The organism is Kocuria sp. WN036 (assembly GCF_002287015.1).
Lineage (GTDB): Bacteria > Actinomycetota > Actinomycetes > Actinomycetales > Micrococcaceae > Kocuria > Kocuria rosea.
The window spans coordinates 194,042-220,571 of sequence record NZ_NSKF01000003.1 but is presented as its reverse complement, the minus strand read 5'-3'; the positions used below and the strand labels follow the sequence as shown (position 1 = coordinate 220,571).

Annotated in this window: 23 protein-coding genes; 10 read left to right on the top strand and 13 right to left on the bottom strand. The window is 74.0% G+C overall.

Features of this window, described 5'->3' with window-relative positions:
• Window positions 1-42 precede the first annotated feature (42 nt).
• Together CK505_RS03780 and CK505_RS03775 are read right to left on the bottom strand one after the other, a co-directional pair.
• On the bottom strand, window positions 43-1,623 hold the full coding sequence (locus CK505_RS03780) for an alpha/beta hydrolase (protein WP_095650271.1): 1,581 nt from the start codon (window positions 1,621-1,623) through the stop codon (window positions 43-45).
• Between the two features lie 195 nt (window positions 1,624-1,818).
• A complete protein-coding gene (locus CK505_RS03775; protein WP_017834689.1) occupies window positions 1,819-3,279 on the bottom strand; it encodes an MFS transporter in 1,461 nt (486 codons plus the stop codon).
• A gap of 221 nt (window positions 3,280-3,500) precedes the next feature.
• Here CK505_RS03775 and CK505_RS03770 point away from each other — a divergent pair, with 221 nt between their 5' ends.
• Complete coding sequence (locus CK505_RS03770; protein WP_095650270.1) at window positions 3,501-4,427, top strand: DUF5996 family protein; 927 nt, start codon at window positions 3,501-3,503, stop codon at window positions 4,425-4,427.
• A 7-nt stretch (window positions 4,428-4,434) separates the two neighbouring features.
• Here the strand turns inward: CK505_RS03770 and CK505_RS03765 are convergent, their stop codons facing one another.
• The gene (locus CK505_RS03765; protein ID WP_017834687.1) at window positions 4,435-4,872 is read right to left on the bottom strand and encodes a GNAT family acetyltransferase; all 438 of its coding nucleotides are present in this window, start codon (window positions 4,870-4,872) and stop codon (window positions 4,435-4,437) included.
• Window positions 4,873-5,002: 130 nt separating this feature from the next.
• Between CK505_RS03765 and CK505_RS03760 the strand changes: the two genes are divergently transcribed.
• Complete coding sequence (locus tag CK505_RS03760; RefSeq protein WP_095650269.1) at window positions 5,003-5,617, top strand: hypothetical protein; 615 nt, start codon at window positions 5,003-5,005, stop codon at window positions 5,615-5,617.
• Window positions 5,614-7,212, top strand: coding sequence for a GMC family oxidoreductase (locus tag CK505_RS03755; protein ID WP_017834685.1), 1,599 nt, complete (start codon window positions 5,614-5,616; stop codon window positions 7,210-7,212). The genes CK505_RS03760 and CK505_RS03755 overlap by 4 nt, the downstream gene beginning before the upstream one ends.
• 21 nt (window positions 7,213-7,233) lie before the next feature.
• Here CK505_RS03755 and CK505_RS03750 read toward each other — a convergent pair whose 3' ends face one another.
• Together CK505_RS03750 and CK505_RS03745 are read right to left on the bottom strand one after the other, a co-directional pair.
• Window positions 7,234-8,031, bottom strand: a complete 798-nt coding sequence (locus CK505_RS03750; RefSeq protein ID WP_017834684.1) for an IclR family transcriptional regulator — start codon at window positions 8,029-8,031, stop codon at window positions 7,234-7,236.
• 82 nt (window positions 8,032-8,113) lie between these two features.
• Window positions 8,114-8,434 carry a putative quinol monooxygenase gene (locus CK505_RS03745; protein WP_017834683.1) on the bottom strand — a complete coding sequence of 107 codons (321 nt, stop codon included), beginning with the start codon at window positions 8,432-8,434 and terminating at the stop codon, window positions 8,114-8,116.
• A gap of 136 nt (window positions 8,435-8,570) precedes the next feature.
• Here CK505_RS03745 and CK505_RS03740 point away from each other — a divergent pair, with 136 nt between their 5' ends.
• Genes CK505_RS03740 through CK505_RS03730 form a run of 3 tightly spaced genes read left to right on the top strand, consistent with a single transcriptional unit; the run spans window position 8,571 to window position 11,820 of the window.
• On the top strand, window positions 8,571-8,954 hold the full coding sequence (locus tag CK505_RS03740; protein ID WP_017834682.1) for a hypothetical protein: 384 nt from the start codon (window positions 8,571-8,573) through the stop codon (window positions 8,952-8,954).
• Between the two features lie 45 nt (window positions 8,955-8,999).
• Window positions 9,000-9,710 (top strand): FadR/GntR family transcriptional regulator, encoded by a 711-nt coding sequence (locus CK505_RS03735; protein ID WP_095650268.1) that lies wholly within the window; start codon window positions 9,000-9,002, stop codon window positions 9,708-9,710.
• A gap of 7 nt (window positions 9,711-9,717) precedes the next feature.
• Complete coding sequence (locus tag CK505_RS03730; RefSeq protein ID WP_095650267.1) at window positions 9,718-11,820, top strand: bifunctional anthranilate synthase component I family protein/class IV aminotransferase; 2,103 nt, start codon at window positions 9,718-9,720, stop codon at window positions 11,818-11,820.
• On the opposite strand, the gene CK505_RS03725 is transcribed toward CK505_RS03730, so the two are convergent.
• The 3 genes from CK505_RS03725 to CK505_RS03715 are packed head-to-tail and all read right to left on the bottom strand — an operon-like array spanning window position 11,817 to window position 15,028.
• The gene (locus CK505_RS03725) at window positions 11,817-13,226 is read right to left on the bottom strand and encodes an aminomethyltransferase family protein (RefSeq protein WP_095650266.1); all 1,410 of its coding nucleotides are present in this window, start codon (window positions 13,224-13,226) and stop codon (window positions 11,817-11,819) included. The two genes, CK505_RS03730 and CK505_RS03725, sit on opposite strands and share 4 nt — an antisense overlap.
• A gap of 57 nt (window positions 13,227-13,283) precedes the next feature.
• Window positions 13,284-14,138 carry a formyltetrahydrofolate deformylase gene (gene purU, locus CK505_RS03720; protein ID WP_035923823.1) on the bottom strand — a complete coding sequence of 285 codons (855 nt, stop codon included), beginning with the start codon at window positions 14,136-14,138 and terminating at the stop codon, window positions 13,284-13,286.
• Window positions 14,139-14,155: 17 nt separating this feature from the next.
• Window positions 14,156-15,028, bottom strand: a complete 873-nt coding sequence (locus tag CK505_RS03715) for a methylenetetrahydrofolate reductase (RefSeq protein ID WP_095650265.1) — start codon at window positions 15,026-15,028, stop codon at window positions 14,156-14,158.
• 215 nt (window positions 15,029-15,243) lie between these two features.
• On the opposite strand from CK505_RS03715, the gene CK505_RS03710 reads away from it, so the two are divergent.
• The 4 genes from CK505_RS03710 to CK505_RS03695 all read left to right on the top strand — a co-directional run bounded on the left by CK505_RS03710 (window position 15,244) and on the right by CK505_RS03695 (window position 21,001).
• Window positions 15,244-16,377: a mandelate racemase/muconate lactonizing enzyme family protein gene (locus tag CK505_RS03710; protein ID WP_095650264.1), complete on the top strand. Its 1,134-nt coding sequence runs from the start codon at window positions 15,244-15,246 to the stop codon at window positions 16,375-16,377.
• Window positions 16,378-16,525: 148 nt separating this feature from the next.
• A complete protein-coding gene (locus tag CK505_RS03705) occupies window positions 16,526-17,800 on the top strand; it encodes an ABC transporter substrate-binding protein (RefSeq protein WP_043739617.1) in 1,275 nt (424 codons plus the stop codon).
• A gap of 112 nt (window positions 17,801-17,912) precedes the next feature.
• Window positions 17,913-19,940: a DUF6807 family protein gene (locus CK505_RS03700; protein WP_095650263.1), complete on the top strand. Its 2,028-nt coding sequence runs from the start codon at window positions 17,913-17,915 to the stop codon at window positions 19,938-19,940.
• Complete coding sequence (locus tag CK505_RS03695; protein ID WP_095650262.1) at window positions 19,937-21,001, top strand: Xaa-Pro peptidase family protein; 1,065 nt, start codon at window positions 19,937-19,939, stop codon at window positions 20,999-21,001. The genes CK505_RS03700 and CK505_RS03695 overlap by 4 nt, the downstream gene beginning before the upstream one ends.
• An 80-nt stretch (window positions 21,002-21,081) precedes the next feature.
• Here the strand turns inward: CK505_RS03695 and CK505_RS03690 are convergent, their stop codons facing one another.
• The 5 genes from CK505_RS03690 to CK505_RS03670 form a co-directional block, all read right to left on the bottom strand.
• A complete protein-coding gene (locus tag CK505_RS03690; protein ID WP_095650261.1) occupies window positions 21,082-22,173 on the bottom strand; it encodes a mandelate racemase/muconate lactonizing enzyme family protein in 1,092 nt (363 codons plus the stop codon).
• A complete protein-coding gene (locus CK505_RS03685) occupies window positions 22,170-23,135 on the bottom strand; it encodes an NAD(P)-dependent oxidoreductase (protein WP_095650260.1) in 966 nt (321 codons plus the stop codon). Before CK505_RS03685 ends, CK505_RS03690 begins: the two co-directional genes overlap by 4 nt.
• On the bottom strand, window positions 23,132-24,520 hold the full coding sequence (locus CK505_RS03680) for a Gfo/Idh/MocA family protein (RefSeq protein ID WP_095650259.1): 1,389 nt from the start codon (window positions 24,518-24,520) through the stop codon (window positions 23,132-23,134). The genes CK505_RS03685 and CK505_RS03680 overlap by 4 nt, the downstream gene beginning before the upstream one ends.
• Window positions 24,521-24,630: 110 nt before the next feature.
• Entirely contained in the window at window positions 24,631-25,575 is a 945-nt protein-coding gene (locus CK505_RS03675; RefSeq protein WP_172604323.1) for a carbohydrate ABC transporter permease, read from the bottom strand.
• Entirely contained in the window at window positions 25,568-26,524 is a 957-nt protein-coding gene (locus CK505_RS03670) for a carbohydrate ABC transporter permease (protein ID WP_017834668.1), read from the bottom strand. The genes CK505_RS03675 and CK505_RS03670 overlap by 8 nt, the downstream gene beginning before the upstream one ends.
• Window positions 26,525-26,530: the final 6 nt, after the last annotated feature.

Sequence of the window (26,530 nt, the reverse complement as noted above, 5' to 3'; positions counted from 1 at the left end):
GTACCGGCCGCTTTCTGCCCGCTCCGCCGCGGGCCCTCCGGCTCAGCAGATCCGCTCCTCCGCGGGCAGCACGCCCTCGAGGAGATGAGCGGTGACCGTCTCGTCGATGCACCGGTTGCCGCTCGCGTAGGATCCGTGCCCCTCGCCCACCCGGGTCAGCAGGTGCCCGCCCTCGAGCTGCTCGGCCAGCGCCTGCGACCACGCGTAGGGCGTGGCCGGGTCCCCCGTGCCGCCGACCACCAGGATGGGCCCGGCACCGGCGGCGTCGATCGGGGCGGGCACGCCGACGGGCTCGTGCGGCCAGGCCCCGCAGGTGACCTCCCCGTGGCTGAACCAGTCGCCGAGGGTCGGGGACGCCTCCTGCAGCTGCGCGTCCAGCGCCGCCATCGCGGCGGGATCGTCGTCCTCGGGACGGTCGAGGCAGTTGATCGCGATGTTCGCCGCGCTGGAGTTGGCGTAGGTGCCGTCGGGTCCCCGGCCGTACGCCAGATCCGCGAGGAGCATCAGTCCCGTCCCGTCCCCGTGCTCCGTGGCCAGCGTGAGGGACTGGGTCAGGAACCACCAGATGCGCGGATCGTAGAGCGGTTTGATGAGCCCGCTGACCGCATTGTCCACGGTGAGCGGCCGACCGTCGGCGGTCGGCAGCGGCTGCACCTCGGTCTGCCGGAGCAGGGCCTCGATCTCGGCCATCCCCTCCTGGACGGTCCCCTCGAACGGGCACCCGTCCAGGGGCAGGCAGGACTCGACGTACACCCGGAGGGCACGTTCGAAGCCGGCGGCCTGGTCGAGGATCATCTCGGAGCCGTCGAGGGACGGATCCACCGCCGCGTCCAGCACGAACCGTCCCGTCCGCTCGGGGAAGAGGTCGGCGTACGTGGCGCCGAGCCGGGTGCCGTAGGAGTAGCCGAGGTAGTCGAGCTCCTCGTCGCCGAGCACCGCCCGCAGGATGTCCAGGTCCCGGGCGGCGCTGACCGTGTCGACCTCGCCGAGCAGCGGGCCGGTGTTCGCCGCGCACGCCGCGGCGAACCGTTCGGCCGCCGCGACGGCCTGGGCCAGGCCCTCCGGGGTGTCGGGGTCGACCGTGGTGGCCCGGCTCGCGTCCATTGCAGCGTCATCGAGGCACTCCACCGCGGTGGAGCTGCCCACGCCCCGCGGGTCGAAGCCCACGATGTCGTACGCGGCCCGGACTCGCGGGTCCAGACCCGCCGCCCACGCCTCGATCGAAGCCGTCCCGGAACCGCCCGGGCCGCCGAAGTTCACGAGCAGGGAACCCTGCCGGGCGGCGGGGTCGGTGCTCGGCACCCGGGTGACCGCCAGCTGGATCTGCCCTGCGGCCGGGTTCTCGTGGTCGAGCGGCACCTGCACCAGGGCGCACTCCGCCGCCGCCCCGCACGGGGTCCAGACGAGCTGCTGGGCGTAGAAGTCCTCGAGCCCGGGCGGCACCTGGGCGGTGACGAGGACGCCGGGCGGCGGCGCGGCGACCGTGGCCGTCCCGGCCGCCGGAGCGGTCGCCAGCAGCACGGCCAGAGCCAGTGCGGAGCCCGCCCGGCGCGTGCGCCGGCGCCTCCGGTCGCGGGGACCGGGGCCGGAGGCGGGGCGGTGGTCGTTCTCGGGAGCACGCATGGCTCACCACTGCTTTCGGTCGGACCGGCCGGACGCCGGTGCGCGAGCACGAGCGCGGACGCGCACGTCAGGATCCTGCCACCGGCCTCGCGGCCCGCCCGGGCACCGGGCGCCCCCGCGCCCCTCGGCCCCGGCCTCCACACCCCACCGGGGTCCCACCAGGGGCTTCAGGCTAGGAGCGCGCCGATCGGGCGGTCAAGGATGTGTCGTGGCGCGAAGGCCTCCCGGCCCGCCCCGCGCCGCGGGCGGTTGGAGGACCACGGCGGACAGCAGCCCGCCCGCCGCGAGCAGGCCCGCGCACAGCCCCATGACCACGGGGAACCCCGCACGGAGCCGGGCCGGGTCGGTGAGACCGGTCTCCCCGAGCCCGCCCACCAGCGGGATCGCCGCGACCGCGAGCAGGCCCGCCGTGCGCGCCACGGCGTTGTTGACCCCGCTGGCCAGCCCGGCCTGCTCCGTGGGCAGCGCGCCGAGGACCGTGGCGGTCAGCGGCGTGACCAGCAGGGTCAGCCCGGCGCCGAACACCGCGGCCGGCACCAGCACCTCCAGGAGGTAGTGCGCCCCGGGCCCGGCCCGGCCCAGCAGGAGCACCCCGAGCGCGGCGATCAGCGGCCCGGCGGTCATGGGCGCCCGCGGACCCACCCGGTGCACCAGGGCGCCCGCGGACGGCGAGAGCAGCAGCATCAGGACGGTGACGGGCAGCAGGGCCAGTCCGGCGGCCACGGGCGAGAACCCGGCTCCCACCTGGAGGGCGACGACGAGGACGAAGAAGACCGCGCCCAGGCCGGCGTAGACCACGAAGGTGATGACGTTCGCCGCCACGAACAGGCGCCGGCGGAACAGGGCGGGCGGCAGCAGCGGGGACCTCGCACGCCGCTCCCGGAGCAGGAACGCCGCCAGCAGGACGGCCCCGGCCGCGAGCGCCCCGCCCGCCGCCGGCACCGACGGGTCGTCGCCGGACGCGGTGGTCAGCCCGAGCGTCAGCGCCCCGAGACCGGCCACCAGCAGCGCCGCGCCGGGCACGTCCAGCTGCGGGCACGCCGCCGGGTTCCTCGACTCGGGGACGTGCCGGCGGGCGATCAGCGCCACGGCGAGCGCCACCGGGAGGTTGACCAGGAACACCCACCGCCACGAGGTGGTCTGGACGAGCCAGCCGCCCGCGAACGGCCCCACGGCCGAGGCGACCCCTGTGAGCCCCGACCAGGCGCCGATGGCGCGGGCGCGGTGCTCCGGGGCGAAGGAGGCCTGCAGGATCGCGAGCGCGGTCGGCACCAGGAGGGCGCCGCCGATCCCCTGGACGGCCCGCGCGGCGACGAGGACGGTGACGTCCGGGGCCAGGCCGCACAGCGCGGAGGCCCCGGCGAAGCAGCCGACGCCGATCAGGAAGATCCGGCGCCGGCCGTACCGGTCCCCCAGTGAGCCGCCGAGCAGGACCAGGGCGGCCAGGGTCAGCGTGTACCCGTTGACCACCCAGGTCAGACCGGTGCTCCCCGCGCCCAGGTCGGCGGCGACGGACGGCAGGGCGATGCTCACCACCGTCGTGTCGATGAACGTCAGGGCCGAGCCGAGCACGGTGGCGGCCAGCACCCAGCGAGCCCGCCGCTCACCCCAGGCCAGCGGCTCGGACGGAGGGCCGTCGCCGGAGGATCGCACCATGGGCAGCTCGTTCCTCCTCGGTACGGGGGTCGGTACCGGGGTCGGTCCCGGGGTCCGGCACGGGGTCGGGCACGGGGCCCCGCCGGAGCACCCCGCGCCGTCACCGGATCGTTCCCGCCCAGTGTCCCACCGGGAGGACCCCCGCGGTCCCGTGCCCGCGGCCCCGGGCGCCCTGGACGGACCGCCCGGTGGGGCAGCACACTGGGTCGCAGGAGGCCACCATGACCCACGTCGCGTTCCCCGAGATGCCCTACGAGTCCTGGCGGGACACCCTGGACACCCTCCACCGGTTCGCGCAGGTGGTCGGCAAGGTGCGGCTGGCGTCCGCGCCGCGGCGCAACCACTGGTGGAACGTGCCGTTCCACCTGACCGGCCGCGGCATCACCACCCGGCCGATGGGACGGGACCCGGTCTTCGCCGTCGACCTCGACCTCCTGGACCACCGCCTCGACGTGAGCACCGCCGCCGGGGCCCGGCACTCCTTCGCCCTGCCGGGGCTGTCCGTCGCCGAGTTCCACGCCCGGGTCCTGCACGCCCTGGAGGCGGTGGGGGTGGAGGTGACGATCGCCCGTCCCCACCCGTTCGACCTGCCCGACTCCGGGCGCCCGTTCGGCGCCGACACCGAGCACGCCGCCTACGACACCGCCGCCGTCACCCGCTACTGGCAGGTCCTCGGCCAGGTGAACCTGCTGCTGGAGGAGTTCGCGGCCGGCTGGTCCGGGAAGACCAGCCCCGTGCACCACTTCTGGCACACGTTCGACATCGCCGTGACCCGCTTCGCGGACCGCTTCGTGGATCCCCCGCCCGGCACGGACCCGGTCACCCGGGAGGCCTACTCCCGGGAGGTCATCAGCTCCGGGTTCTGGTTCGGGGACCCCTCGTTCCCGGAACCGGCCTTCTACTCCTACACCGCCCCGGAGCCCGACGGGCTGGCCGGTGAGCCCCTGCGGCCGGCCGCCGCGTCCTGGCGCGAGCGCGGCGGCAGCCACCTCGCGGTCCTGCGCTACGACGACGTGCGGGCGCTGCCCGATCCGCACGGCGCCGTCCTGGAGTTCTGGGACAGCGCCTACCGGGCGGGGGCGCGCCGCAGCGCCTGGGACTTCGCCCGCTACGACTGCCCGCAGGGCGTCACCGACCCCCTGCGCTGAGCCGGGCTCAGCCGCTCTGCCGGGCCTGCCGCTCGGGGTCGAAGAACTTCCCGAGCACCACGGTGTCCTGGACGGCGTAGCCCATCCGCTCGTAGAACTCCCGGGTCCCCGTGTTCGTGCTGCGGACCATGAGCTGCATCTTCGGGATGCCGCGCCCGGCCACCCACCCCTCGGCGGCGACCATCAGCTCGCGGCCGAGCCCCTGGCCCCGGCGGGACGGGTGCACGGCCACGTAGTACACCCACCCCCGGTGGCCGTCGTGGCCCACCATGGCGGTGCCGGCGAGACGCCCCTCCTCGACGGCGGCCAGGACGGTGGAGGTCGGGCCGGCGAGCGCCCGGTCCAGGTCCGCCCGCGGGTCGTTCCAGGGGCGGGTCAGCCCCGCCTCCTCCCACAGGGACACGGCGTCCTCGTGCAGGTGCTCCGGCAGTCGTTCGACGATCACACGGCCTCCTTCGGTCGGCCCATGCTCTCACGGGCGCCGATTCTCGTCCTGCGATAACGGACCTGGCCCGCGGACGTGCGCTGGCTCACACTCTGAGACACACCCGTCACCGCCGACGAGGAGGAGACCCATGGTCTATCCCGCGAAGTACTCCGCTCTCAACGCCCTCGCCCTGACGGACGAGGCGAAGCGCACCCTCACCCGCGTCATCCGGGTGGCGTTCCCCCACCCCCGGATCCCCGACGGCCCGTACGAACGGATGGCGGAGAAGATCGCCGCCGAGGCCGAGGACTCCACGTGGTTCCGGATGGCCCTGACCCAGGGGCTGCTGACCCTGAACTCGCTCAGCGACGCACCGTTCGTGGAGCTGTCCGACGACGCCGCGCTGAAGGTGCTCAAGCGGATCGCCGACCTCGAGTTCTTCGGCTTCATCCGCCGCACCACCGTGCTGCACCTCTACGACGACCACGAGGTGTGGGAGGCCCTGGGCTACGAGGGCGAGTCCTTCTCGAAGGGCGGCTACCTGCACCGCGGCTTCGACGACCTCGACTGGCTGCCGGACCCGCGCGTCGAGGAGTCCGAGGAGGAGCTGGCCGAGTGCGGGCCCCTCGGCTACCCGGTGGCGACCGCGGCCCCCAAGGAGGGGTGGAACCTGGACCGGCAGGGCGCCTCCGAGACCACCGAGCAGCCCTTCAGCGACCTCTTCAAGGGGTCGGACGTCATCGAGCACGGGGAGACCGCATGACCACCACGCCCCAGGACCAGCAGCGCGCCGCACGGATCGAGCTCGACGACGACTCCGCCGTCGTCGTCATCGGCTCCGGAGCCGGCGGAGGCACCCTCGCCCACGAGCTCACGGAGAAGGGCGTCAAGGTGGTGCTCCTCGAGGCCGGGCCGCACCTGACCAGCGAGGACTGGGTCAACGACGAGTGGGAGGCCTTCCACCAGATGGCCTGGCTGGACCCGCGCACCACCACGGGGTCGTGGCGGATCGCCCGGGACTTCCCCAACCTCCCGGCGTGGATCGTCAAGGCCGTCGGCGGGACCACCACCCACTGGTCCGGGGCCACGCCCCGGTTCAAGGCCCACGAGTTCCGCACGCGCAGCGTCTACGGGCGCGTCGACGGCGCCAACCTCCTGGACTGGCCGATCGGCCTGGAGGACCTCGCCCCGTACTACGACCGGGCCGAGCAGAAGATCGGCAGCACCCACCGCCACGGCCGGCCGCCGCTGCCCGCGAACAACAACTACAAGGTGCTCGCCGCGGGCGCGCAGAAGCTCGGCTACCGGCACTACGCGACCGGCCCCTACGGGACCAACGCGGAGCCCTACGACGGGCGGCCGGCGTCCGTCCAGGACGGGTTCAACTTCCAGGGCGACAAGAACCGCTCGAAGTGGTCCACGCTCGTCTCGGAGATCCCCAAGGCCCTGCGCACCGGGAACCTCGACCTGCGTCCGGACTGCCACGCCGTGCAGATCACCCACACGGAGAAGGGCCTGGTCGACAGCGTGCTCTACGTCGACGGCGAGGGCCGGGTCCAGCGGCAGCGGGCACGGCTGGTGGCGGTGGCGTGCAACGCGATCGAGACGCCCCGGCTGCTCATGCTCTCCGGCTCCCCGCTGTTCCCGGACGGGCTCGCGAACTCCTCCGGGCAGCTGGGCCGCAACTACATGCGGCACACCACGGGCTCGATCTACGCGCAGTTCGACCGGCCGGTGCACATGTACCGGGGCGAGACGATGGCCGGGCTCGTGGCGGACGAGTCCCGGCACGACGTCGACCGCGGCTTCGCCGGGGGCTACTACATGGAGACGATCTCCCTGGGCCCCGCCTTCCTCGCCAGCTTCGTGGACCCCGGCTCCTGGGGGCCGGAGTTCACGGCCCTGCTGGACGGCTACGAGAACACCGCCGGGATGTGGGTGGTGGGCGAGGACATGCCGCAGGAGAGCAACCGGGTGACCCTCAACTCCTCCGTGACGGACCACCTGGGGCTGCCCGTGCCCAACGTGCACTTCGACGACCACCCGAACGACGTGGCGATGCGCAACCACGGCTATCAGCAGGCGTCCCTGCTCTACGAGTCCGTGGGCGCGACCTCCGTGCACCACACGCCGCCCTACCCGTCGACGCACAACATGGGCACGGCCCGGATGAGCGAGCGCCCCGAGGACGGGGTGACCAACGCGTTCGGCCAGACCCACGACGTGCCGAACCTGTTCGTCGCGGACGGCTCCCTGTTCACGACCGGCGCGGCGGCGAACCCGACGCTGACGATCGTGGCCCTGGCCGCCCGGCAGGCGGACTACATCGCCGAGCAGCTGGCGGGACGCCACCTGTAGCCGCCGGACGTGGAGGGCTGCTCAGCCGGTCGCGGACCGGACCGGGCAGCCCTCCGCGGCGCGCAGGGCCCGTCCCACCCGGTCCGCGGCGTCCCGCAGGACCGGCGCGATCGCCCGGTGCCGCCGCTCGAAGTCGGTGGGCCGCAGGGACACGGCCACGGAGCCCAGGGTGCGCCCGGCGGAGTCGACCACCGGCGCGGCCAGGCACGAGGCGCCGGGCACGAACTCCTCGCGCTCCACGGCGACGCCCTCCGCGCGCACCCGCCCGAGCTCGCGCCCCAGCTCGTCCGGCGTGGTGAGCGTGCGGTCCGTCAGGGGGCGCATCCCGTGGCGGCCGAGGTAGTCCGCCACCTCGTCGTCGTCCATGCGGGAGAGCAGGATCTTGCCGAAGGCCGTGGCGTGCGCGCCGCCCGTGAAGCCGAAGTCCATGGGGTCGATGCGCGGCCGGCGCGGGGAGTCGACCACGTGCGCCACCACCACGGCGTCGCCGCGGTAGACCGCGAAGTACGCGGCGGCGTCGGCGCTCCCGTGCAGCTCCCGCACCGCGCGCTGCACGGTGGCGGGGGTCGCGACCTGCTGGCGCAGCGAGGCGTCGAGCGCGTGCAGCTTGTAGCCCAGACCGTAGCGGCGCTGGTCCCGGAGGTGCACCACGTGCTCGGAGGCCACGAGCGTCTGCAGCAGCCGGTAGACCGAGGGCAGCGGCATCCCCAGCTCGGTGCTGATGTCCTTGGCCGTGGCGCCCCGGGGATCCCGCGCGACCACGTCCAGGAGGGCGAAGGCTTTCTGGACGGAGGCCATGCCGGTGTCGCGTGCGGTCATGCCTCACATTGTGGCGTGCCGGGTTGCACATGCCAACAGCCCGGGAGCCTCGCTCCCGGGCCGGCGGCGCGCCGTCGGACGGTCAGCCGACCGTGATCTCCCCCATCCGGTTCCAGCCCGAGGCGGAGATCTGCTCGCTGATGATCTGCGGGGTCTCCACGAGCGCCTGGGGCGCCTCCGCCGTGAACTTCCTGAAGTGGTCGCTGTTCACGTGCGGGCCCGCGCCGTCGTCCGCGAAGGCCTCGACGAGCACGAACTCGTGCGGGTCCTCCACGCTGCGGGACCAGTCGAACCACAGGTTGCCCGGCTCCGCGCGGGTGGCCTCGGTGAACTCCTTCGAGAACTCGACCCAGCGGTCGGCCCACTCCGGCTTCACCTTGAACTTGACGACGATGAAGATCATCCCTGCTCCCCTCTCGCGGACGTCCCGGTTCACCCCGGGACTCTCGGTGCCAGTGTCGCGGCCCGTGGAAGGGCCCGCCAAGGGAGGTTATCGCGGACCGATAACGACGGCGCCCGGCGCACCGTACGGTGGACCCATGACCGATCTGCACCGCACCCCGCCGACCGCGCCGGACGCCGTGGACCTCGACGGGAGGACGTTCGTGGGCGTGTCCAACGCCGCCGACGGGGACGTCGGCTCCGACACGGTCTTCGACTACCACCAGGAGGACGACCTCGTGTGGGCCGAGTACGCGGGCGGCTCGGTGCGCCGGGGCTTCCTCGTCGGCACGCGCGCCGGGGACGGGCTGAGCTTCCGCTACTCGCACCTGGACCGTGCCGGGGAGACCGCCGGCGGGGCGTGCACGTCCCGCATCGAGGTGCTCGGGGACGGCAGGGTGCGCCTGCACGAGACCTGGGCCTGGGAGTCCCGGGCGGGCACGGGGCGCAGCGTGGTCGAGGAGGTCGGCCGCCGGCCCTGACGCCCCGGGCTGCGGGGGCCGCTCCCGGGGTGGGATCATGTCCCCATGAGCCGCAACCTCACCTCCGCCCTCGTGGACGACCTCCGGGCGCGCATCGTGGACGGGCGCATCTCCCCCGGCGAGCGCCTGCCCAGCGAGAGCACCCTGATCGCGGAGCACGGGGTCAGCCGCACGGTGGTGCGCGAGGCCGTCGCCCGGCTGCAGGCGGAGGGGCTCGTGCACACCCGGCGGGGCAGCGGCAGCTTCGTGCTGACCCCTCCGGCCGCGCCCGGCGGGACGAGCCGGCCGGTGCGGACCCTGCAGGACCGGCGCCGCCTGCTGGCCTTCCGCACCGGGGTCGAGTCCGAGGCCGCGGCGCTGGCGGCCACGGCGCGGGAGGAGCACCAGCTCGCCCGGATGGAGGACGCCCTGGCACGGTCCGAGGAGGAGGTCGACAACCCGGCCGCGTCCCTGGAGAACGACTTCGAGTTCCACCGGACCGTGGCGGAGGCCAGCGGGAACCCGTACTACGTGGACGCCCTGACCGGCCTCGGGCCCGCCATGATCACCATGCCGCCGCGCCGGCTGGACGGCGCCCCCGGCGGCGGGCGCGCGGCCCGGGTCGCCGCCGAGCACCGGTCGGTCCTGGACGCGATCCGGGCCCGCGACCCGCTCGCCGCGTCGGCGGCGATGCGCGCGCACCTGGCGAACTCCCGGTGGCGGCTCGAGGCGGAGGCGGGCGACGGGCCGTCCGCGACCGCCCCGGGGAACGGCTGAGGCGGCCGTGACGACGCAGGAGGTCCTCACCGGGGTCCGCCTGTCCCCGGTGCAGATGCTGCGGGCCCTGCGGGACCAGCCCGGGCTGGTGGGGCTGTTCGGCGACTGGTCCGGCGGCGACACCGTGATCGGTGTGCGGCCGCTCCGGGTGCTGGGCGCCGGCGAGGACCCCTTCGCGGCCCTGGACGCCCGGGTCCCGCTGCCGGACGCCCCGTTGCCGGGTGCCGCCCCGGAGGGGGATCCCCCGCCGGACGACCCCCAGGAGGCGGCCTTCGGCGGCGGCTGGATCGGCTACCTCGGCTACCAGCTGGCCCGGCGCCTCGAGCGGCTCCCCGCCGCCCCGCCGCGCCCCGCGCGGCTGCCGGACCACCACCTCGGGTACTACGACCACGTCCTGCGCCACCGCGCCGCGGACGGCGCCTGGGTGCTCGAGTGGCTGCCGGGCACGGACCCGGCCCGGGTGGCGGCCGCGCGGGAGCTCGCCCGCACGGCGCCGGACGCCCCGCACGCACCGGCGCCCTACCGGTGCGGGCCCTTCACGGCCGACGCCTCTGCCGCCGCGCACGCCGCCGCCGTGACCGCGGTGCTGGGCCACATCCGCGACGGCGACGTCTTCCAGACCAACGTCTGCCGCGGTCTCGAGGCCGGTTTCCGGGGCGACCCGCTGGACCTGTTCTGCGCCGGCCAGGAGGCCCTGGCCCCGCGCTTCGCCGCGTTCCTGCGCCTCCCGGAGGGGGCCGCGGTGGCGAGCCTGTCCCCGGAGCTGTTCCTGCGCCGCACCGGGCGCACGGTCCTGACGTCCCCGATCAAGGGCACCGCACCGGCCGCGAGCGACCCCGCGGCGCTGCACGGCTCGGCGAAGAACCGGGCGGAGAACGTCATGATCGTGGACCTGATGCGCAACGACCTCTCCCGGGCGTGCGTGCCCGGGTCGGTGCGCGCCCCGGCCACGCCCCGGGTCGAGCCGCACACCGGGGTCCACCACCTGGTGGCGGACGTGCACGGGCGGCTGCCCGCGGAGCTGGGGGACGGGGCGCTGCTGCGGGCCACGTTCCCCCCGGGGTCCTGCACGGGTGCGCCCAAGATCCGGGCCATGGAGATCGTCAACGCGCTCGAGCCCGCGGCCCGCGAGGTCTACACGGGGGCGATCGGCCGCGCGGGCCCGGCCGGTCTGGTGCTCAACGTGGCGATCCGCACCTTCGAGTTCACCGGCGACCGGGTCCGGCTCGGGGTGGGCGGCGGGATCGTGGCCGACTCCGACCCCGCGGACGAGGCGCACGAGACGCTCGTGAAGGCGGTGCCCCTGCTCGACGCCGTCGGGGCCGTGCTGGACGAGGACCTCCGGCGGGACTGGGACGGGCACCGGCCCGCGACCGTGCTCGAGCTCCTCCCGGCCCTGCCGGTCCTCCCGCCGGCCCGGGAGGAGGGGGTGTTCACCACGCTGCTCGTGCGCGAGGGCGCGCCCGTGGACCTCGAGGCCCACCTCGCCCGGCTCGGCGCCAGCTGCCTCGCCTGCTGCGGTGCGGCCCTGCCCGCAGGCGTCCGCGGCGAGGTGCTGGACCGGGCCGCCGCGCTGCCCGGTCCGCACCGGCTGCGGATCACGGCCGTGCCCGCCCCGGGGGGCGCCGTGACCGTGACGGTCACGGCCACGGCCCTCCCCCCGGAGCCGGTGCCGCCGTGGCGGCTCGTCCCCGTCCGGCTGCCCGGCGGCCTCGGGGGGCACAAGTGGGCGGACCGCCGGGTGCTCGCCCACGAGCCGGTCCCCGGGCTGTGGTCGCGCAGCTGCGACCCGCTGCTCGTGGACGCGGACGGCATGCTCCTGGAGACGGGCCGGGCGAACGTCTTCGTCGTCGTCGACGGCGCCGTGCTCACCCCGCCCGCGGACGGCCGGATCCTGCCCGGGGTGGTGCGCGCCCGCGTGCTGGCGGCGCTGCGCGCCGCCGGCACGGACGTCCGCGAGCGCCCGGTGGCGTGGGCGGAGCTCGCCCGCGCCACCGAGGTGTTCGTGACCAACTCGGTGGCGGGCGTGCACCCCGTCGGGGCGGTCGACGGCCTCGGGCGGTGGGAGCCCGGGCCCGTGCTGCGCGCCCTCGGACCGCTCCTCGGCTAGCGCTGGGCGGAGGCGGTCCGCCACCCGCCGTGGTAGTCCTTGCGCACCACCTCGGAGTAGGGCACGGGGCTGACCACGGCCCGGACCTCGAGCTGCTCGTGCGGTTCCACGGTCGTCTTGCGGCTGCCGCCGTCCGGCTCGCCCCAGACGACCTTCAGCTCGGTGCCCTCGGGCACGTTCGGGTCGACGGTCGCCAGGGACAGGCCCTTGCGCTCGTTGTAGCTGTAGCCGGTGAACATGGACAGGCCCACCGTGCGGCCGTCGGCGTCGACCACCGCGTCGTAGTTGGACGAGCCGTAGTTGGCCAGGGGCAGGTCGAAGTACTTGTAGTCCGGGCCCTCGGTGTCGAAGAGGGAGGCGAAGATCTTCTGCATGTCCTCGGCGTTCCAGGCCAGGGTCGCCTTCCGGCGCTGGGTCGAGGGGTCGACCTGCTCCAGGGCGTCGCGGCCGATGAAGTCGTGGTCGAACTTCACGAAGGACCCGTAGCCCAGCTCCCACGGCGTGAGGTAGTAGTCCTCGATGTTCTCGGAGACGAAGCTGCCGGCGAGCGCGTTGGTGGCCTCGTAGCTGTCCGCCCCGAGCCACCTCCGGTAGTCCGCCGTGCCCTCCCCGGTGTAGATCGCCGGCAGCGGGGACGGGATCCAGCCCGACTCGAGGGTGTTGGAGGGGTACGCCCGGGCGCCGACGGGCACGATGCCGAACTCGGCGCCGGCCTCCAGGATCGTGGCCCGCACCTGGTCGTAGGACTCGTAGGGGCCCCAGATCTCCAGGCCGGGGGCGCCGGCCATGCCGTGGCGCAGGGTGCGCACCCGGGCGCCGCCCACGCTCATGCGGTCCATCGTGAAGAACTTCAGCTGCTCGAGGGGCCCGCCGTTGAGCTTCTCGATGATCTGCCACGCGCTGGGGCCCTGGATCTGGAAGCGCCAGTACTTCCGGACCACGGGCTTGCCCATCGGGCGGGACGGGGAGCGGCGGTCGACCTCGATGTCGACGTCGTAGCCGCCGGTCTCGCCGTGGTAGAGCAGCCAGTTGGCGGCCGGGGCGCGGCCCACGTAGACGTACTCGTCCTCCTCCTGGTGGAACAGGATGCCGTCGCCGATCACGTGGCCGGCCGGGGTGGTGGGCACGTACTGCTTCGCCTTGTTCACGGGGAACGTCCTCGTGCTGTTGATCGCGGTGTCCGAGATCAGTCGCAGGGCGTCCTTGCCGCGGATGAACAGGTTGTCCATGTGGTGGGACTGGTCGTAGAGCACGGCGGTCTCCCGCCACGCCTTCTGCTCGCTGCGCCAGTTGTGGAACTCGGGCGCGACCACGGGGTAGACGTACGCGCCGATCTGCGAGTTGCGGAGCAGCTCGACGGTGCCGTTCGAGGCGTCGAGGACGTCCTGGAGAGTGCGGGGTGCCACGGTTGACTCCTTCTCTGCGGTGGTGTCCCGGCCACGACGGCGCGGCCGGGGCGGGGGTCAGAACACGATGGTCTGGCGGTCGTGCCGGATGATCCGGTCCTGGCAGTGCCACAGCACGGCGCGGGAGAGCACCTGGCGCTCCACGTCCGCGCCGCGGCGGGCGAGCTCCTGCGCGGAGTCCCGGTGCGAGGCCCGGACCACGTCCTGCTCGATGATCGGGCCCTCGTCGAGGTCCTCGGTGACGTAGTGCGCGGTGGCGCCGATGATCTTCACGCCCCGCTCCTTGGCCTTGCGGTACGGCTCGGCCCCGATGAAGGCCGGCAGGAACGAGTGGTGGATGTTGATCACCGGCACCCCGACCTCGGTCAGGAACGTGGAGGACAGGATCTGCATGTAGCGGGCGAGGACCACGAGGTCGACGTTGCCCTGCAGCAGGCGCAGGTGCTCCGCCTCGGCCGCGGCCTTGTCCTGGGTGGGGACGTGGAAGAAGGGGATGCCGAAGCCGCGGACGTCCTCGGCCATGTCGGGGTGGTTGGAGACGACCATGGAGATCGTCATGGGCAGCTCGCCCCGGCGCTGGCGCCAGACGAGGTCGAGCAGGCAGTGGTCGGACTTCGAGGCGAAGATCGCCACGCGCCGCGGCACCGAGAGGTCCGTGAACCGCCACTCCAGCTCGAACCCGTCCGCGAGGGCCGCGCCGAGGTCCTGCTCGAGCGCCGGCCGCAGGGCCGGGTAGCCGGGCAGGTGGAAGACGGTGCGCTGGAAGAACGCCCCGCCCTCGGGGTCGTCCGAGTGCTGGTCGAGGGCCACGATGTTCGCCCCGTGCCGGGCGAGGACCTCGGTGACGACGGCGACGATCCCCGGCTGGTCCCGGCCGTGCACCACGAGGCTGGCGTGGTCCGGGCGGAGCATCGACGGGCGGGCCGCGCTCACGGGGTCCCCCCGTCCGTCCCGAACTCGCGGACCCACTCGGCCGTGGCCCGCAGCCCGCCGAAGGTGTAGAAGTGCAGCAGCACCTGCCCGTGGACGGCGGGGTCGAGGCCGGCGGCGAGGTCGCGCAGGAAGCGGTCCGGGCCCGCGGTGCCCAGCAGGTTCGTCAGGGAGAAGCCGTACTTCTGGACGATGCCCGCCGAGGTGCCCACGCCGAAGCGGCGCGCGTAGCCGAGCAGCCGCCGGACGCCCGCCGGGCCCGGCACCCCGATCCGCACCGGGGTGTCGACGCCGCGGCGGCGCACCTCGGCCAGCCACTCCAGGACCGGGTCCTTGTCGAAGCCGAACTGGGTGATGATCTCGGGCTCGAGGCCCTGCTCGCGGATCGCGGCCGTCTTGTCGGTCAGGGCGGACCAGAGGGCGGCGTCGTCGATGCCGGGGTGGCCCTCCGGGTAGCCGCTGACGCCCACCCCGCGCACGCCGTGCCGCGGGAGCACTCCGGTGCGGATGACGGAGAGGGAGTCCGGGTAGGGGCCCTCGGGGGTCTCGGGGTCCCCGCCCACCACGAACACGTGCTCGGCGGCGCCGACCTCCGCGAGCGCCGCGAGGAACTCCTCGAGCTCGCCCTGGGAGCGCAGCCTCCGCGCCGAGAAGTGGGGCACGGGGACGAAGCCGTGCTCGCGCACCGCGCGGGCCGCGGCCACGCGCATGCCCAGGTCCTCGTTGCCGAGAAAGGTCACGTTGATCCGGGTCCCCGCAGGCACCACGGCGGCGGCCTCCTCCAGGGCCGGCACGTCCTTGCCCGTCATCTCGAGGGAGAAGTCCCGGAGCAGCGCGGCGGCCGGTCCGGCGTGGGGCGGGTCGATCGGCATCGGTCCACATCCTTTCCGCGGCGCGTGCCCGGGGGGCGCGGCGCGGGCACGGGGTTCACACGGTCTCGCCGCCAGTGTTGCAGGTCACAATAACTATGTACAGAGTGTTTCGGGGCCGGGCACCCCGGGGTGGCTCCCGAGATACTAGTCATACAAGTTATTTATTTGTATTATTCATTCTGACCGCCGACGCCGAGACCCTCGAGGATCCCGCCATGCCGTACACCCCGGACACCGTCCGCCACGTCCAGCTCTCCACCGCCACCCTGCCGCTGAGCACCCCGATCTCCGACGCCAAGGTCTTCACCGGCCGGCAGCGGCCGATGACCGAGGTCGTGTTCCTCTTCGCCGAGATCAGCACGGCGCAGGGGCACACCGGGATGGGCTTCAGCTACTCCAAGCGCGCCGGGGGCCCCGCCCAGTACGCCCACGCGAAGGAGGTGGCGGAGGGCCTGATCGGCGAGGACCCCAACGACATCGCCAGGGTGTACGACAAGCTGCTCTGGGCGGGCGCCTCCGTGGGCCGCTCCGGAGTGGCCACCCAGGCGCTGGCCGCGATCGACGTGGCCCTCTGGGACCTCAAGGCCAAGCGCGCCGGGCTGCCGCTGGCCAAGCTGCTGGGCGCCCACCGGGACTCCGTGCGGACCTACAACACCTCCGGCGGGTTCCTCAACGCCTCCCTGGAGGAGGTCCGGGACCGCGCCACCCGCTCCCTCGAGGAGGGCATCGGCGGGATCAAGATCAAGGTGGGCCTGCCCGACTCCGCCGAGGACCTGCGCCGCGTGGCGGGCGTCCGCGAGCACATCGGCGCGGACGTGCCCCTGATGGTCGACGCCAACCAGCAGTGGGACCGCGCCACGGCCCTGCGCATGGGCCGCCGGCTGGAGGAGTTCGACCTCGTCTGGATCGAGGAGCCCCTGGACGCCTACGACGCCGAGGGCCACGCCCAGCTGGCCGCGGCCCTGGACACGCCGATCGCCACCGGCGAGATGCTCGCCTCCGTCGCGGAGCACGTCCGGCTCATCGACGCCCGGGCCTGCGACATCATCCAGCCCGACGCCCCGCGCGTGGGGGGCATCACCCAGTTCCTGCGCCTGGCCGCCCTGGCCGACCAGCGCGGACTGGGCCTGGCCCCCCACTTCGCCATGGAGATCCACCTGCACCTGGCGGCGGCCTATCCGCGCGAGCCGTGGGTGGAGCACTTCGACTGGCTCGACCCCCTCTTCGAGGAGCGCCTGGAGACCCGGGACGGGCGCATGCTCGTCCCCGACCGCCCCGGGCTGGGCGTCACGCTCACCGGCCAGGCCCGCGCCTGGACCACGGACAGCGTGGCCTTCGGCCGGTCGTAGGCACCGCGGCCGGCGCCCCCGGCGGGCGCCGGCGCGACACGGCCGACGAAATCCGAGCGAGCCCTTGACCCGTGAGGCAGGTCACAGCTACGCTCGGGAAAACGCTTTCCAGAAGGCGTTGCCTCGACCCATAGGAGACATGATCAGCATGAAGCGAACGGGAACCCTCGCGAAGGCCGCCACCGTCCTCAGCGTGTCGGCGCTGGCCCTGACCGGCTGCGGCGGCGCCGACGATGCGAACGCCGACGGCAACGTCGAGCTGCGCTTCGCCTGGTGGGGTTCGGACACCCGCCACCAGCAGACGCAGGAGATCATCGACGCCTTCGAGGAGCAGAACCCGGGGGTCACCATCGTGGGCGAGTACGGCGACTTCGGCGGCTACTGGGACAAGCTGGCCACGCAGACGGCCTCCAGCGACGCCCCGGACATCATCCAGATGGACGAGAAGTACCTGCGCGAGTACGCGGACAACGGCGCGCTGCTGGACCTCTCCGACGTGGACGTCGCCGAGCTCGACGAGGGCGTCGTGGACAGCGGCCGGACCGAGGAGGGCCTCTTCGGCGTGGCCACGGGCGTCAACGTGATGGCGATGATGGCGAACCCCACCATCTACGAGGAGGCCGGGGTCGAGCTGCCGGACGACTCCACGTGGACCTGGGACGACTTCTCCGAGGTCTCCCAGCAGATCGCCGAGAACACGGACGTCCACGGCACCAGCGGCCCGAACGAGCCGGCCGGCTTCCAGATCTGGCTGCGCCAGCAGGGCAAGGAGCTCACCACGCCCGAGGGGCAGCTCGGCTTCGAGGCGAGCGACGCCGCCGGCTACCTGGGCATGTGGCACCAGATGATGGAGGACGGCGCCCTGCCCCCGGCCTCGGTGGTCACGGAGGACCAGGAGCCGGGCCCCGACCAGTCGCTCACCGGCACCAACGGCGCGGCCATGGGCATGTGGTGGACCAACCAGCTGAGCGCCCTCAACGCCGCGTCCGGCAACCAGCTCGTCCCGCTCCGCTTCCCGAGCACCGACGGCACCGAGGGCGGCGCGCAGCTCTTCCAGAAGTCGGCCATGTTCATGTCCGCCTCCGCCCGCACCGAGCACCCCGAGGAGGTCAAGGCGTTCATCGACTTCATGGTCAACAGCGAGGAGGCCGGCAAGATCAACCTCGCGGACCGCGGCCTGCCCGCCAACGAGACGGTGCGCGAGGCCGTGCTGCCCGAGCTCAGCGAGGCGGACACCGCGGCCGCGGAGTTCGTCGAGGAGATCCAGCCCGAGCTGGGCGAGGCGCTGCCGGTCCCGCCGCTGGGCTTCAGCACCCTGCAGGAGATCATCTACCGCTACGAGCTCGACGTGCTCTTCGAGCGCTCGACCCCCGAGGAGGCCGCCGAGCGCATGATGTCCGAGATGGAGTCGGCGATCAGCTGACCCCCCGCACACTCCGCGGGCGCCGGACGGCACCGTCCGGCGCCCGCGGCTCCACCTGCCTCCGACAGCCGAACCCGCCCGCCGAACCCGCCCGCCGAATCCAGGAGAACCTGTGCAGACCCAGACCGTGTCCGCCCCCGCCGCCCGCACCGCGCCGGAGGGACCCGTGCGCGTCTGCCTGGTGGGGATCGGCGGCTTCGGCGGACGCCACCTCGCGAACATCCGCCGGCTCGAGGAGGAGGGCCGTGTCCGCCTGGTGGCGGCCGTCGACCGGCGGGTCGACGACGACGGGGTGCTCGGACCGGACGTGCCCATGTTCGGCGACCTGGCGCAGCTGGAGGACGCCGGCCCGGACGTGGACGTCGTGGTGGTCTCCACCCCCATCGACACCCACTTCGACCTCGCCCTGGCCGCCCTCCGGATGGGGGCCGACGTCCTGCTCGAGAAGCCCCCCGTGGCCAGCCTCGACCAGTTCGACCGCCTCCTCGAGGCCGCCGGGGCGGCGGACCGGCTCGTCCAGGTGGGCTTCCAGAGCCTGGGCTCCCACTCCCTGGAGGTCGTCGAGCGACTGCTCGCCAGCGGGGAGATCGGGCGGCTGCGCGCGGTGGGCGCCACGGGGCTGTGGTCCCGGGACACCGACTACTTCACCCGGTCCCCGTGGGCAGGGCGGCGCCGCATCGGCGGGGTGGACGTGGTGGACGGCGTGGTCACCAACCCGCTGGCCCACGCGGTGATGACCGCCCTGCACCTCGCCGGCGCCCGCACCCGCGAGGACGTCGCCGAGCTGAGCACCGAGCTCTACCGCGCCAACGCCATCGAGTCCGACGACACCTCGGTGGTCCGGGTGCGCACCGCGGCCGGGATCCCGGTCACGTGTGCCCTGACCCTGTGCGCCGCCGAGCAGCAGGACCCGTTCATCACCGTGGAGGGCACGGAGGGGCAGGCCGTCCTGCACTACACCCAGGACCGGCTGACCGTCACGGGCCCGGAGGGGACGCGGGTTGTCGAGTCCGGGCGCACGAACCTGCTCGAGAACCTGATCGACGCCCGGGCCCGGGGCACCGCGCTGCTGTGCCCGCTGGTCGCCACGGGGGCCTTCGTGCGGGTGCTGGACGCCGTCCGCACCGCCCCGGACCCCGTCCCGATCGCCCCCGAGCACGTCCGCTGGCACCAGGAGGACGGGACGGCGCCGCGCGCCGTCCTCGACGGGATCGAGGACTGGGCGGTGCGGGCGGTCAGGGCGCAGTCGGACTTCGCCGGCCTGGGCGCCCCCTGGGCGCAACCCGCCGCCACGAGCGGGAGCGTGCTCCTCGGCGAGCGCGAGGTGGCGCAGGTCCGCACGGGCGAGGACGTCGCCCCGACCTCCTCCCCCCGCCCGTTCCTGCACCCCGTGCGGACCCTCGGCGGCGTCGTCCTCACGGACCAGCAGCCCCTGGACCACGTCTGGCACCTGGGGGTCGGCACGGCGCTCCAGGACGTGGACGGCCTCAACTTCTGGGGCGGGCGCACCTACACCCGGGAGGCGCAGCGCTACGTGTGGCGGGAGGACCACGGCCGCGTGCTCCGGGTCGCGGCGCACCACGCCGACGACCGCCTCGACGAGGAGCTCGCCTGGACGGGCCCGGACGGCGCCGCGGTGCTGACCGAGGAGCGCCGCTGGACGTTCCGGCCCGTGCACGAGCGCGCCTGGGAGCTCGGCCTGCGCTTCCGCCTCTCCCCCGCCGGCGACCACCCGGTGCGGCTCGGCAGCCCCGGCTCCAACGGGCGGGCCGGCGGCGGCTACGGAGGATTCTTCTGGCGACTCCCCGCCTGCACCGACGCGGACGTGTTCACCGCGGACGCGGCGGGCGAGCAGGCCGTGCACGGCAGCACCTCCCCGTGGCTCGCCTTCTCCGCCGAGTTCGCGGGGCGCCCCGCGACCCTCGTCCTGCGGCGCGGCGACGACTCGGCCGACCCCTGGTTCGTCCGGCACGCCGGGTACCCGGGGGTGGGTCTCGCCCTGGCCTGGGACGCGCCCGTCACGACGACGACGGACCGGCCGGTCGAGCGGGAGGTGCGCGTGCTCGTCGTCGACGGCCGTCTCGACACCCCCCGGGTGGAGGCCCTGCTCGGGGACGCGGCCCGGGGCCGGACCGCGTGAGCGCCCCGGAGCGGGCGGAGAAGCGCCGGCGGGTCCTGCGGGTGCTGGACGCGCACGGGGTGGACGCCGTGCTGCTGCAGAGCCACTCCGCCGTGTCCTGGTACCTCGACGGCGCGCGCGTGCACGTCTCGCTCGCCGGTCCGCCGGTGGCCGCGGTCCTGGTGCACCGGGACGGTGACGAGGTCGTGACCTCCGCCAACGAGGCCGCCCGCCTGGTGGCCGAGGAGCTGCCCGCGGGCCTCCGGCTGCACGAGGTGCCCTGGCACGGGTCCCTCACGGCGCCGGAGGACTGGTTCCCCGGGGCGCGCGCGATGGCCGTGGCCGCCGAGGAGTGCGTCGCCGCACCGCTGCGGGCGGCGCGGGCCTCGCTGCTCCCCGGCGAGGCGCAGCGCTACGCGCAGCTGTGCCGGGACGCCGCGGCGGTGCTGACCGGGGCGCTGACCCGGGCGACGCCGCGCACCACCGAGCGGGAGCTCGCCGCCGAGCTGACCGCCGGCCTGGTGCGCGCGGGCGCGGAACCCGTCGTGGTGCTGTGCGGGGGCGCCGACCGCCTGCCCCACCGCCACCCCCTGCCGACCGCCGGGCCCCTGGGCCGGCGCGCGATGGCGGTCGTCTGCGCCCGCCGCGGCGGACTCATCGCCAATGCGACCCGCTGGGTGCGCTTCGGCCCGGCCGAGCCCGCCGAGACGGACGCGGAGGCGAGGATCGCGGAGGTCGAGGCCGACGTCCTCGACGCGCTGCGCCCCGGGCTGCCCCTCGCCGACCTGCTGCCGGTGCTCCGGCACGCCTATCCGCGCCACGGCTTCGACGCCGAGGAGTGGACCCGCCACCACCAGGGTGGGCCCGCCGGGTACGCCGGGCGGGACCCGCGGCTCGCCCCCGGGGTGCCGGACCTCGTGCACGAGCACCAGGCCTTCACGTGGAACCCGTCCGCGCCGGGCACGAAGATCGAGGACACGGTGCTGCTGGGTCCCGGCGGCGTCGTGCCCCTGTCCGTGGACCCGCGCTGGCCCGTGGTCCGGGTCCGGGGCCGGGACCGCCCGGCCGTGCTGGAGCGCTGACCGCCCCCGTCCGCCCGCACCGAGCCGGAAGGCCCGCACCCCCGGGGGTGCGGGCCTTCCGGCGGTCCGGGCTCCGGTGCTCAGGGACGCGCACCGTCCAGGGCGGGCAGCACCTGCTGCCGCAGCGCCAGCCCGAGACCGGGCAGGTCCCGGGTCTCCAGCCGCGAGCCGGTCACCAGGACCGGGGACGGCCCGTCCAGGATCCCGAGGTCCGCGAACCCGGCGTCCTCCACGACCTCGACCGTGGTGGGCTCGGCGAGGGTCAGGGCCAGCTGCCCGGAGAGGTCCGGCAGCAGGTGCGGGGCGATCCCCACGCTGTGCGTGCGCGCGAGCTCCACGATCCGCCGGAACGGCGTGATGCCGCCCACCCGGACGATGTTCGGCTGGACGACGTCCACGGCGCCGGCCGTGATGAAGTCCCGGAAGCGGTAGACGTTGTGCAGGTTCTCCCCCAGGGCGATGGGGACCCGGCTGAACCGGCGCAGCTGCCGGTAGCCCTCGAGGTCGTCGGCGCGCAGCGGCTCCTCCAGCCACGACGGCCCGAACTCGGCGAGGGCGTCCAGGGCCCGGCGCGCCGTGGGCAGGTCCCACCGCTGGTTGGCGTCGACCATGAGCCCGCGGTGCGGGCCGAGCAGCTCGCGGACGGCCGCCACGCGTTCCACGTCCTCGCGCAGGTCGGCCCTGCCCACCTTGATCTTGACCGCGCCGAAGCCGGCGGCGACCCACCGGCGCACCTGCTCCTGCAGCTCCTCCAGGGTGTAGTGCAGGTTCACGCCGGAGCCGTAGACGGCCACGCTCTCCTGCCGCCGGCCCAGCAGCGCGGTGATCGAGACCCCGGCCCGGCGCGCCCGCAGGTCCCACAGCGCGAGGTCCACGCCCGCGAACGCCACCCCGGTCAGCCCGGTGCCGCCCTCGTGCAGGTGCTTCCAGGCGTCGTCCCAGAGGGCCTCGGGGTTCTCGGTGCGCCCGCGCACGAAGCCCGCGAGGTCGTCGTCGAGGAGCGCCTTGACGGCCGTCGCCCCGATCGTCGGGGTCCAGGAGAAGCCGGTGCCGGTGGCGCCGTCGTCGGCCACGACCGTGACGGCCACGACGTGGTTCTGCGGGGCCTCCGGCCCCCAGCTGCGCGGCAGCCGGGCCGTGATGAGCTCCGTGTGCAGGGCGGCGATGCTCATGCGGTGTCCTTCCCGTGCCGGCCGGCGCCCGCGGGCTCCCCGGCCGCGGCGGCCACGGGCTCCTCCCGGAGCTCGGTGCGCCAGCTGCGCGCCGGCTCCCAGTCCAGGACCCGGCGGGCCTTGTCGATGCTGAAGGCGGGGGCCGTCCCGGTCAGCCCCGCGGCGAGCTGCTCGCTGCCCGGGACGAACTCGGGCAGCAGCTCCGCGAGCGGGCGCCGGGCCAGGGCGTCGGCGGCGCCCACCAGGAAGGTGTCGCCGTTGCGGATCGCGCCCATCCGTTCCAGCAGCGCCTCCAGGAAGGCCGTGACGTCCCGGGCGTCCACGTAGTTGAACAGCGCCGGCGCGGCGAGCGCGGGGTCGTCGAGCCGCTCCCGCACGGTGTGGCCCTGCTGCGTGGGGGCGCCCTCCCACTCCTCGGGGGCGATCACGTAGCAGGGGCGGAAGGACGCGTAGCGCACGGCCTCGCCCCGGGCGGCGGCGAACATCTGTGCCACCTGCTCCGCCACGTGCTTGGACAGCCCGTAGGCGTGCCACGGCCGGGGAGGGGTCTCCTCCGTGAGCGGGAGCGCGGGCGGCAGCCAGCCCGCCGGGGAGCCGTAGCCCAGCACCGTGGGGCTGCTGGCCATGACGATCCGCCGCACCCCGGCCTCGGTCGCCGCGCCGGCCACGTTGTGCGCGATCACCGCGTTGGTCTGCAGGATGACGTGCTCGGGGGCGCTGAACGGGACGGCGATGGCCGCCAGGTTGATCACGGCGTCCGGGCGGACCGCGCGCATCAGCGCGTGCACGGCGTCCGGGTCGGTGAGCTCCACGCCGCGGTGCTCCACGGCGGGGTGGGAGCCGGCGGGGTCCGCGGGCAGGGACCGGTCGACGCTGAGGACGTCGTAGCCGGCCTCCGCCAGCCCGGCGACCACGCTGCGGCCGAGCCGGCCCGCGCCGCCGGTGACGAGGACGCGGCTCATGCCGGGACCTCGCTCCGGCTCGCCCCGGAGGTCGCCCCCAGGTCCAGCTCGGCGATCCGGACGGGCAGCCCGGACTCGAGGGAGCGGTTGCCGGCGATGCCCACGGCCACCGCCGCCACGCCGTCCCGGTAGCCGGAGGGCCGCCCGTACGGGTCCTCGCCGGGGCCGCGGAAGACGTCGGCCAGCAGCAGCCGGTCCCCGCCGCCGTGGCTGCCCGCCCCGTTGCTGATGACGACCTCCTCGGCGGCGCCCCAGTGGCGCTGGACGGTCAGACGCTCGCCGCGGCTGCGGGCACCGCCCCGGCGGGGGCCCACCGTGACCGAGGGGTCCACCGGGGAGCCACCGCTCGCCGGCAGGACCGCCGCCCGTTCGACGACCTCCAGCTCGGCCCGGCCCTCGGTGCCGTTGACGGCGACCCGGTACCCCTCCCACGGGGAGTGGGCGTTGAGGGAGTAGGAGAGGGTGGCGCCGCGGGCGTAGTCGACCACGAGGGCCAGGTTGTCCTCGATGCTGATCCCGTCGGAGAACACGTCCTGGTCCCGGCGGTACCCGTCGTGGTGCTGGTGGTCGAGGTAGAGCCGGCTCAGCCGCTCGTCGGTGCGCAGGTCCAGGGCGAAGGGGTCGCCCCCGTCGACATCCCGTGCGGGGGCGCCCGCGCGCGCCCGGGCCTCGGCGTTGTCCCGGCCGTAGAACCGCAGCCCGCCCGAGGCGAAGACCCGCTCCGGGGTGTCGGCCAGCCACCAGTTGACCAGGTCGAAGTGGTGGGAGGACTTGTGCACCAGCAGCCCGCCGGAGTTCTCCTTCTGCCGGTGCCAGCGGCGGAAGTAGTCGGCGCCGTGCACGGTGTCGAGCATCCAGCTGAAGTCCACGGAGGTGACCGTGCCGATCGCCCCGGACTGCACGACGTCCTTGAGGGCGGTGTTGCGCGGGGAGTACCGGTAGTTGAAGGTGACCACCACGTGGCGGCCGGTCTCCTCGACGGCCGCGGTGATCCGGCGGCAGCCCTCGGCGTCCACGGTCAGGGGCTTCTCGACGACGGCGTCCGCCCCGGCGCGCAGCGTCTGACAGATGTAGTCGGCGTGGGTGAGGTCGGGGGTGGTGATGATGACCCGGTCGATCCCCTGCTCGCGGATCGTCCGGGTGAGCTCCGCGGGGTCCAGGACGCCGATCCGGACGCCCGAGGTCTCCTCGGCGAGCCGGCGGTAGTGCTCGGCCCGCCCGGGGTTGGTGTCGCCCACCGCCACCAGCTCGGCGACGTCGGCGTGGTCGTCCAGCAGGGAGCGGAGGTACATCTCGCACCGGTTGCCGGTGCCGACCAGGACGTACCGGGTCCGCCTCCCCTGCCGTGCCGTGCCGTCCGTGCCGCTGTGCTCTGCGCTGTCCATCGGTTGCTCCTGGTTCTGGAGGGGTGTGCGGGGGTGGGGGCCGGCGGCCGGGTGTCCCCGGCCCGGGCGGGCCGGGGACACCGGGGCCCCTGCGCGGGGCCCGTCGCCGGCTACTTGATGCCCGTGGTGGCGATGCCCTTCACGAGGAACTTCTGTCCCACGAGGAAGGCGATGAACACCGGCAGCAGGGACACGATCGACATCGCGAACAGGGATCCCCACGAGGACTCCCCGGAGGCGTCCACGAAGGCCCGCAGCGCCACGGGGACGGTGAACATGTTCGGGTCGGTCAGGTAGATCAGGGCGCTGAAGAAGTCGTTCCAGGTCCAGATGAACGTGAAGATCGTGGTGGTGGCCAGGGCCGGGACCATCATCGGCAGGATGATCTGCCCGAAGATCCGGGCGTGCCCGGCGCCGTCGATCCGCGCCGCCTCGTCCATGTCCTTCGGGATGCCGCGGATGAACTGCACCATGAGGAACACGAAGAACGCGTCGGTGGCGAGCAGCTTCGGCACGATCAGGGGCCAGAAGGTGTTCACCCACCCGATCTGGGAGAACATGATGTACTGCGGCACGATCACCACGTGGAACGGCAGCATGATCGTGAGGAGCATGAGGGCGAAGGCCGGCTTCTTGAAGCGGAACTCCAGCCGGGCGAACGCGTAGGCCGCCATGGAGCAGGAGACCAGGTTGCCGACGATGCACCCGAGCACCACCACCGCGGAGTTGAACAGGTACACGCTGAACGGGCTGGACAGGGCGCCCCACCCGTCCGAGTAGTTCGCGGTCTCGAGCGTCTGCAGCAGGATCCCGGGCTCGCGGAAGATGATGTCGTCGGGGCGCAGGGAGCTGGCCACCATCCACAGCAGCGGGTAGATCATCACGCCGCCGGTGAGGATCAGCGCCAGGTGCTTGAGCAGGGAGCGGATCCGTGCCCGGGTCCCCGGACCGCGGGGCTTCGGCGCCGGGGCGCTCTGCGAGCCCTCGGTCTGCGCCGGGACGAGGTCCTGGTCGGCCGTCCGGACGGCGCTGTCGGCGATTGTCGAATTAGTCATCGTAGAACACCCAATACTTAGACGCGATGAAGTTGAGGGCGGTGAACGCCCCGATGATGAGGAGCAGCAGCCAGGCCATGGCCGCGGCGTAGCCCATGTCGAAGCGGCCGAAGCCCGTCTGGTACAGGTACAGCGTGAAGAACATCGTGGAGTCGGACGGACCTCCTCGGCCGCCGGAGACGATGAACGCCTGCGTGAAGGACTGGAACGCCTGGATGATCTGCAGCACCAGGTTGAAGAAGATGATCGGGCTCAGCAGCGGCAGCGTGATCCGGAAGAACTTTGTGATCTTCCCGGCGCCGTCGATGGAGGCCGCCTCGTAGTACATGGTGGGGATCTGGCGCAGGCCCGCGAGGAAGATGATCATCGGCGCCCCGAAGGTCCACACGTGCAGCAGGATGATGCTGCCGAGCGCGGTCCGGGGGTCGGCGATCCAGCCGATGCCCTCGATGCCCACGAGGGCCAGGAGCTGGTTGACCAGTCCGGTGGTGCCGAAGAGCTGCTTCCAGAGGATGGCGATGGCCACCGAGGAGCCGAGCAGCGAGGGCAGGTAGAAGACGGAGCGGTAGAACGCGAGGCCGCGCAGGCCCCGGTCGAGGACCATGGCGATCGCCAGGGCCAGCATGAGCTGCAGCGGCACCCCGACGAGCACGTACGTGAAGGTCACCTGCAGCGAGTTGTGCAGCCGCTCGTCCGCGAGCATCCGGGAGAAGTTCTCCGTCCCGATCCAGTCGGGCGCCCGCATGAGGTTGTAGTCGGTGAAGGAGAGGTAGAGGGACATCAGCATGGGGCCCAGGGTGATGACCACCAGTCCCACGATCCACGGTGCCAGGAAGACCGCCGCGGCCTTGTTGTCCCGCCTGTCGGCGCGGGGCTTCCGCCGGCCGGCCGCACGCTTGGCCCGCTTCCCGGGCAGGCCCTCCCGGGTCAGCTCCTCGACGACGCTCATGCCGGG

What these genes read in the sequence shown, in the direction of transcription:
- CK505_RS03780 (WP_095650271.1), bottom strand. Translation starts at nt 1,623, where the DNA reads ATGCGTGCTCCCGAGAACGACCACCGCCCCGCCTCCGGCCCCGGTCCC.
- CK505_RS03775 (WP_017834689.1), bottom strand. Translation starts at nt 3,279, where the DNA reads ATGGTGCGATCCTCCGGCGACGGCCCTCCGTCCGAGCCGCTGGCCTGG.
- CK505_RS03770 (WP_095650270.1), top strand. Translation starts at nt 3,501, where the DNA reads ATGACCCACGTCGCGTTCCCCGAGATGCCCTACGAGTCCTGGCGGGAC.
- CK505_RS03760 (WP_095650269.1), top strand. Translation starts at nt 5,003, where the DNA reads ATGGTCTATCCCGCGAAGTACTCCGCTCTCAACGCCCTCGCCCTGACG.
- CK505_RS03755 (WP_017834685.1), top strand. Translation starts at nt 5,614, where the DNA reads ATGACCACCACGCCCCAGGACCAGCAGCGCGCCGCACGGATCGAGCTC.
- CK505_RS03750 (WP_017834684.1), bottom strand. Translation starts at nt 8,031, where the DNA reads ATGACCGCACGCGACACCGGCATGGCCTCCGTCCAGAAAGCCTTCGCC.
- CK505_RS03745 (WP_017834683.1), bottom strand. Translation starts at nt 8,434, where the DNA reads ATGATCTTCATCGTCGTCAAGTTCAAGGTGAAGCCGGAGTGGGCCGAC.
- CK505_RS03740 (WP_017834682.1), top strand. Translation starts at nt 8,571, where the DNA reads ATGACCGATCTGCACCGCACCCCGCCGACCGCGCCGGACGCCGTGGAC.
- CK505_RS03735 (WP_095650268.1), top strand. Translation starts at nt 9,000, where the DNA reads ATGAGCCGCAACCTCACCTCCGCCCTCGTGGACGACCTCCGGGCGCGC.
- purU (WP_035923823.1), bottom strand. Translation starts at nt 14,138, where the DNA reads ATGCTCCGCCCGGACCACGCCAGCCTCGTGGTGCACGGCCGGGACCAG.
- CK505_RS03715 (WP_095650265.1), bottom strand. Translation starts at nt 15,028, where the DNA reads ATGCCGATCGACCCGCCCCACGCCGGACCGGCCGCCGCGCTGCTCCGG.
- CK505_RS03710 (WP_095650264.1), top strand. Translation starts at nt 15,244, where the DNA reads ATGCCGTACACCCCGGACACCGTCCGCCACGTCCAGCTCTCCACCGCC.
- CK505_RS03705 (WP_043739617.1), top strand. Translation starts at nt 16,526, where the DNA reads ATGAAGCGAACGGGAACCCTCGCGAAGGCCGCCACCGTCCTCAGCGTG.
- CK505_RS03690 (WP_095650261.1), bottom strand. Translation starts at nt 22,173, where the DNA reads ATGAGCATCGCCGCCCTGCACACGGAGCTCATCACGGCCCGGCTGCCG.
- CK505_RS03685 (WP_095650260.1), bottom strand. Translation starts at nt 23,135, where the DNA reads ATGAGCCGCGTCCTCGTCACCGGCGGCGCGGGCCGGCTCGGCCGCAGC.
- CK505_RS03680 (WP_095650259.1), bottom strand. Translation starts at nt 24,520, where the DNA reads ATGGACAGCGCAGAGCACAGCGGCACGGACGGCACGGCACGGCAGGGG.
- CK505_RS03675 (WP_172604323.1), bottom strand. Translation starts at nt 25,575, where the DNA reads ATGACTAATTCGACAATCGCCGACAGCGCCGTCCGGACGGCCGACCAG.
- CK505_RS03670 (WP_017834668.1), bottom strand. Translation starts at nt 26,524, where the DNA reads ATGAGCGTCGTCGAGGAGCTGACCCGGGAGGGCCTGCCCGGGAAGCGG.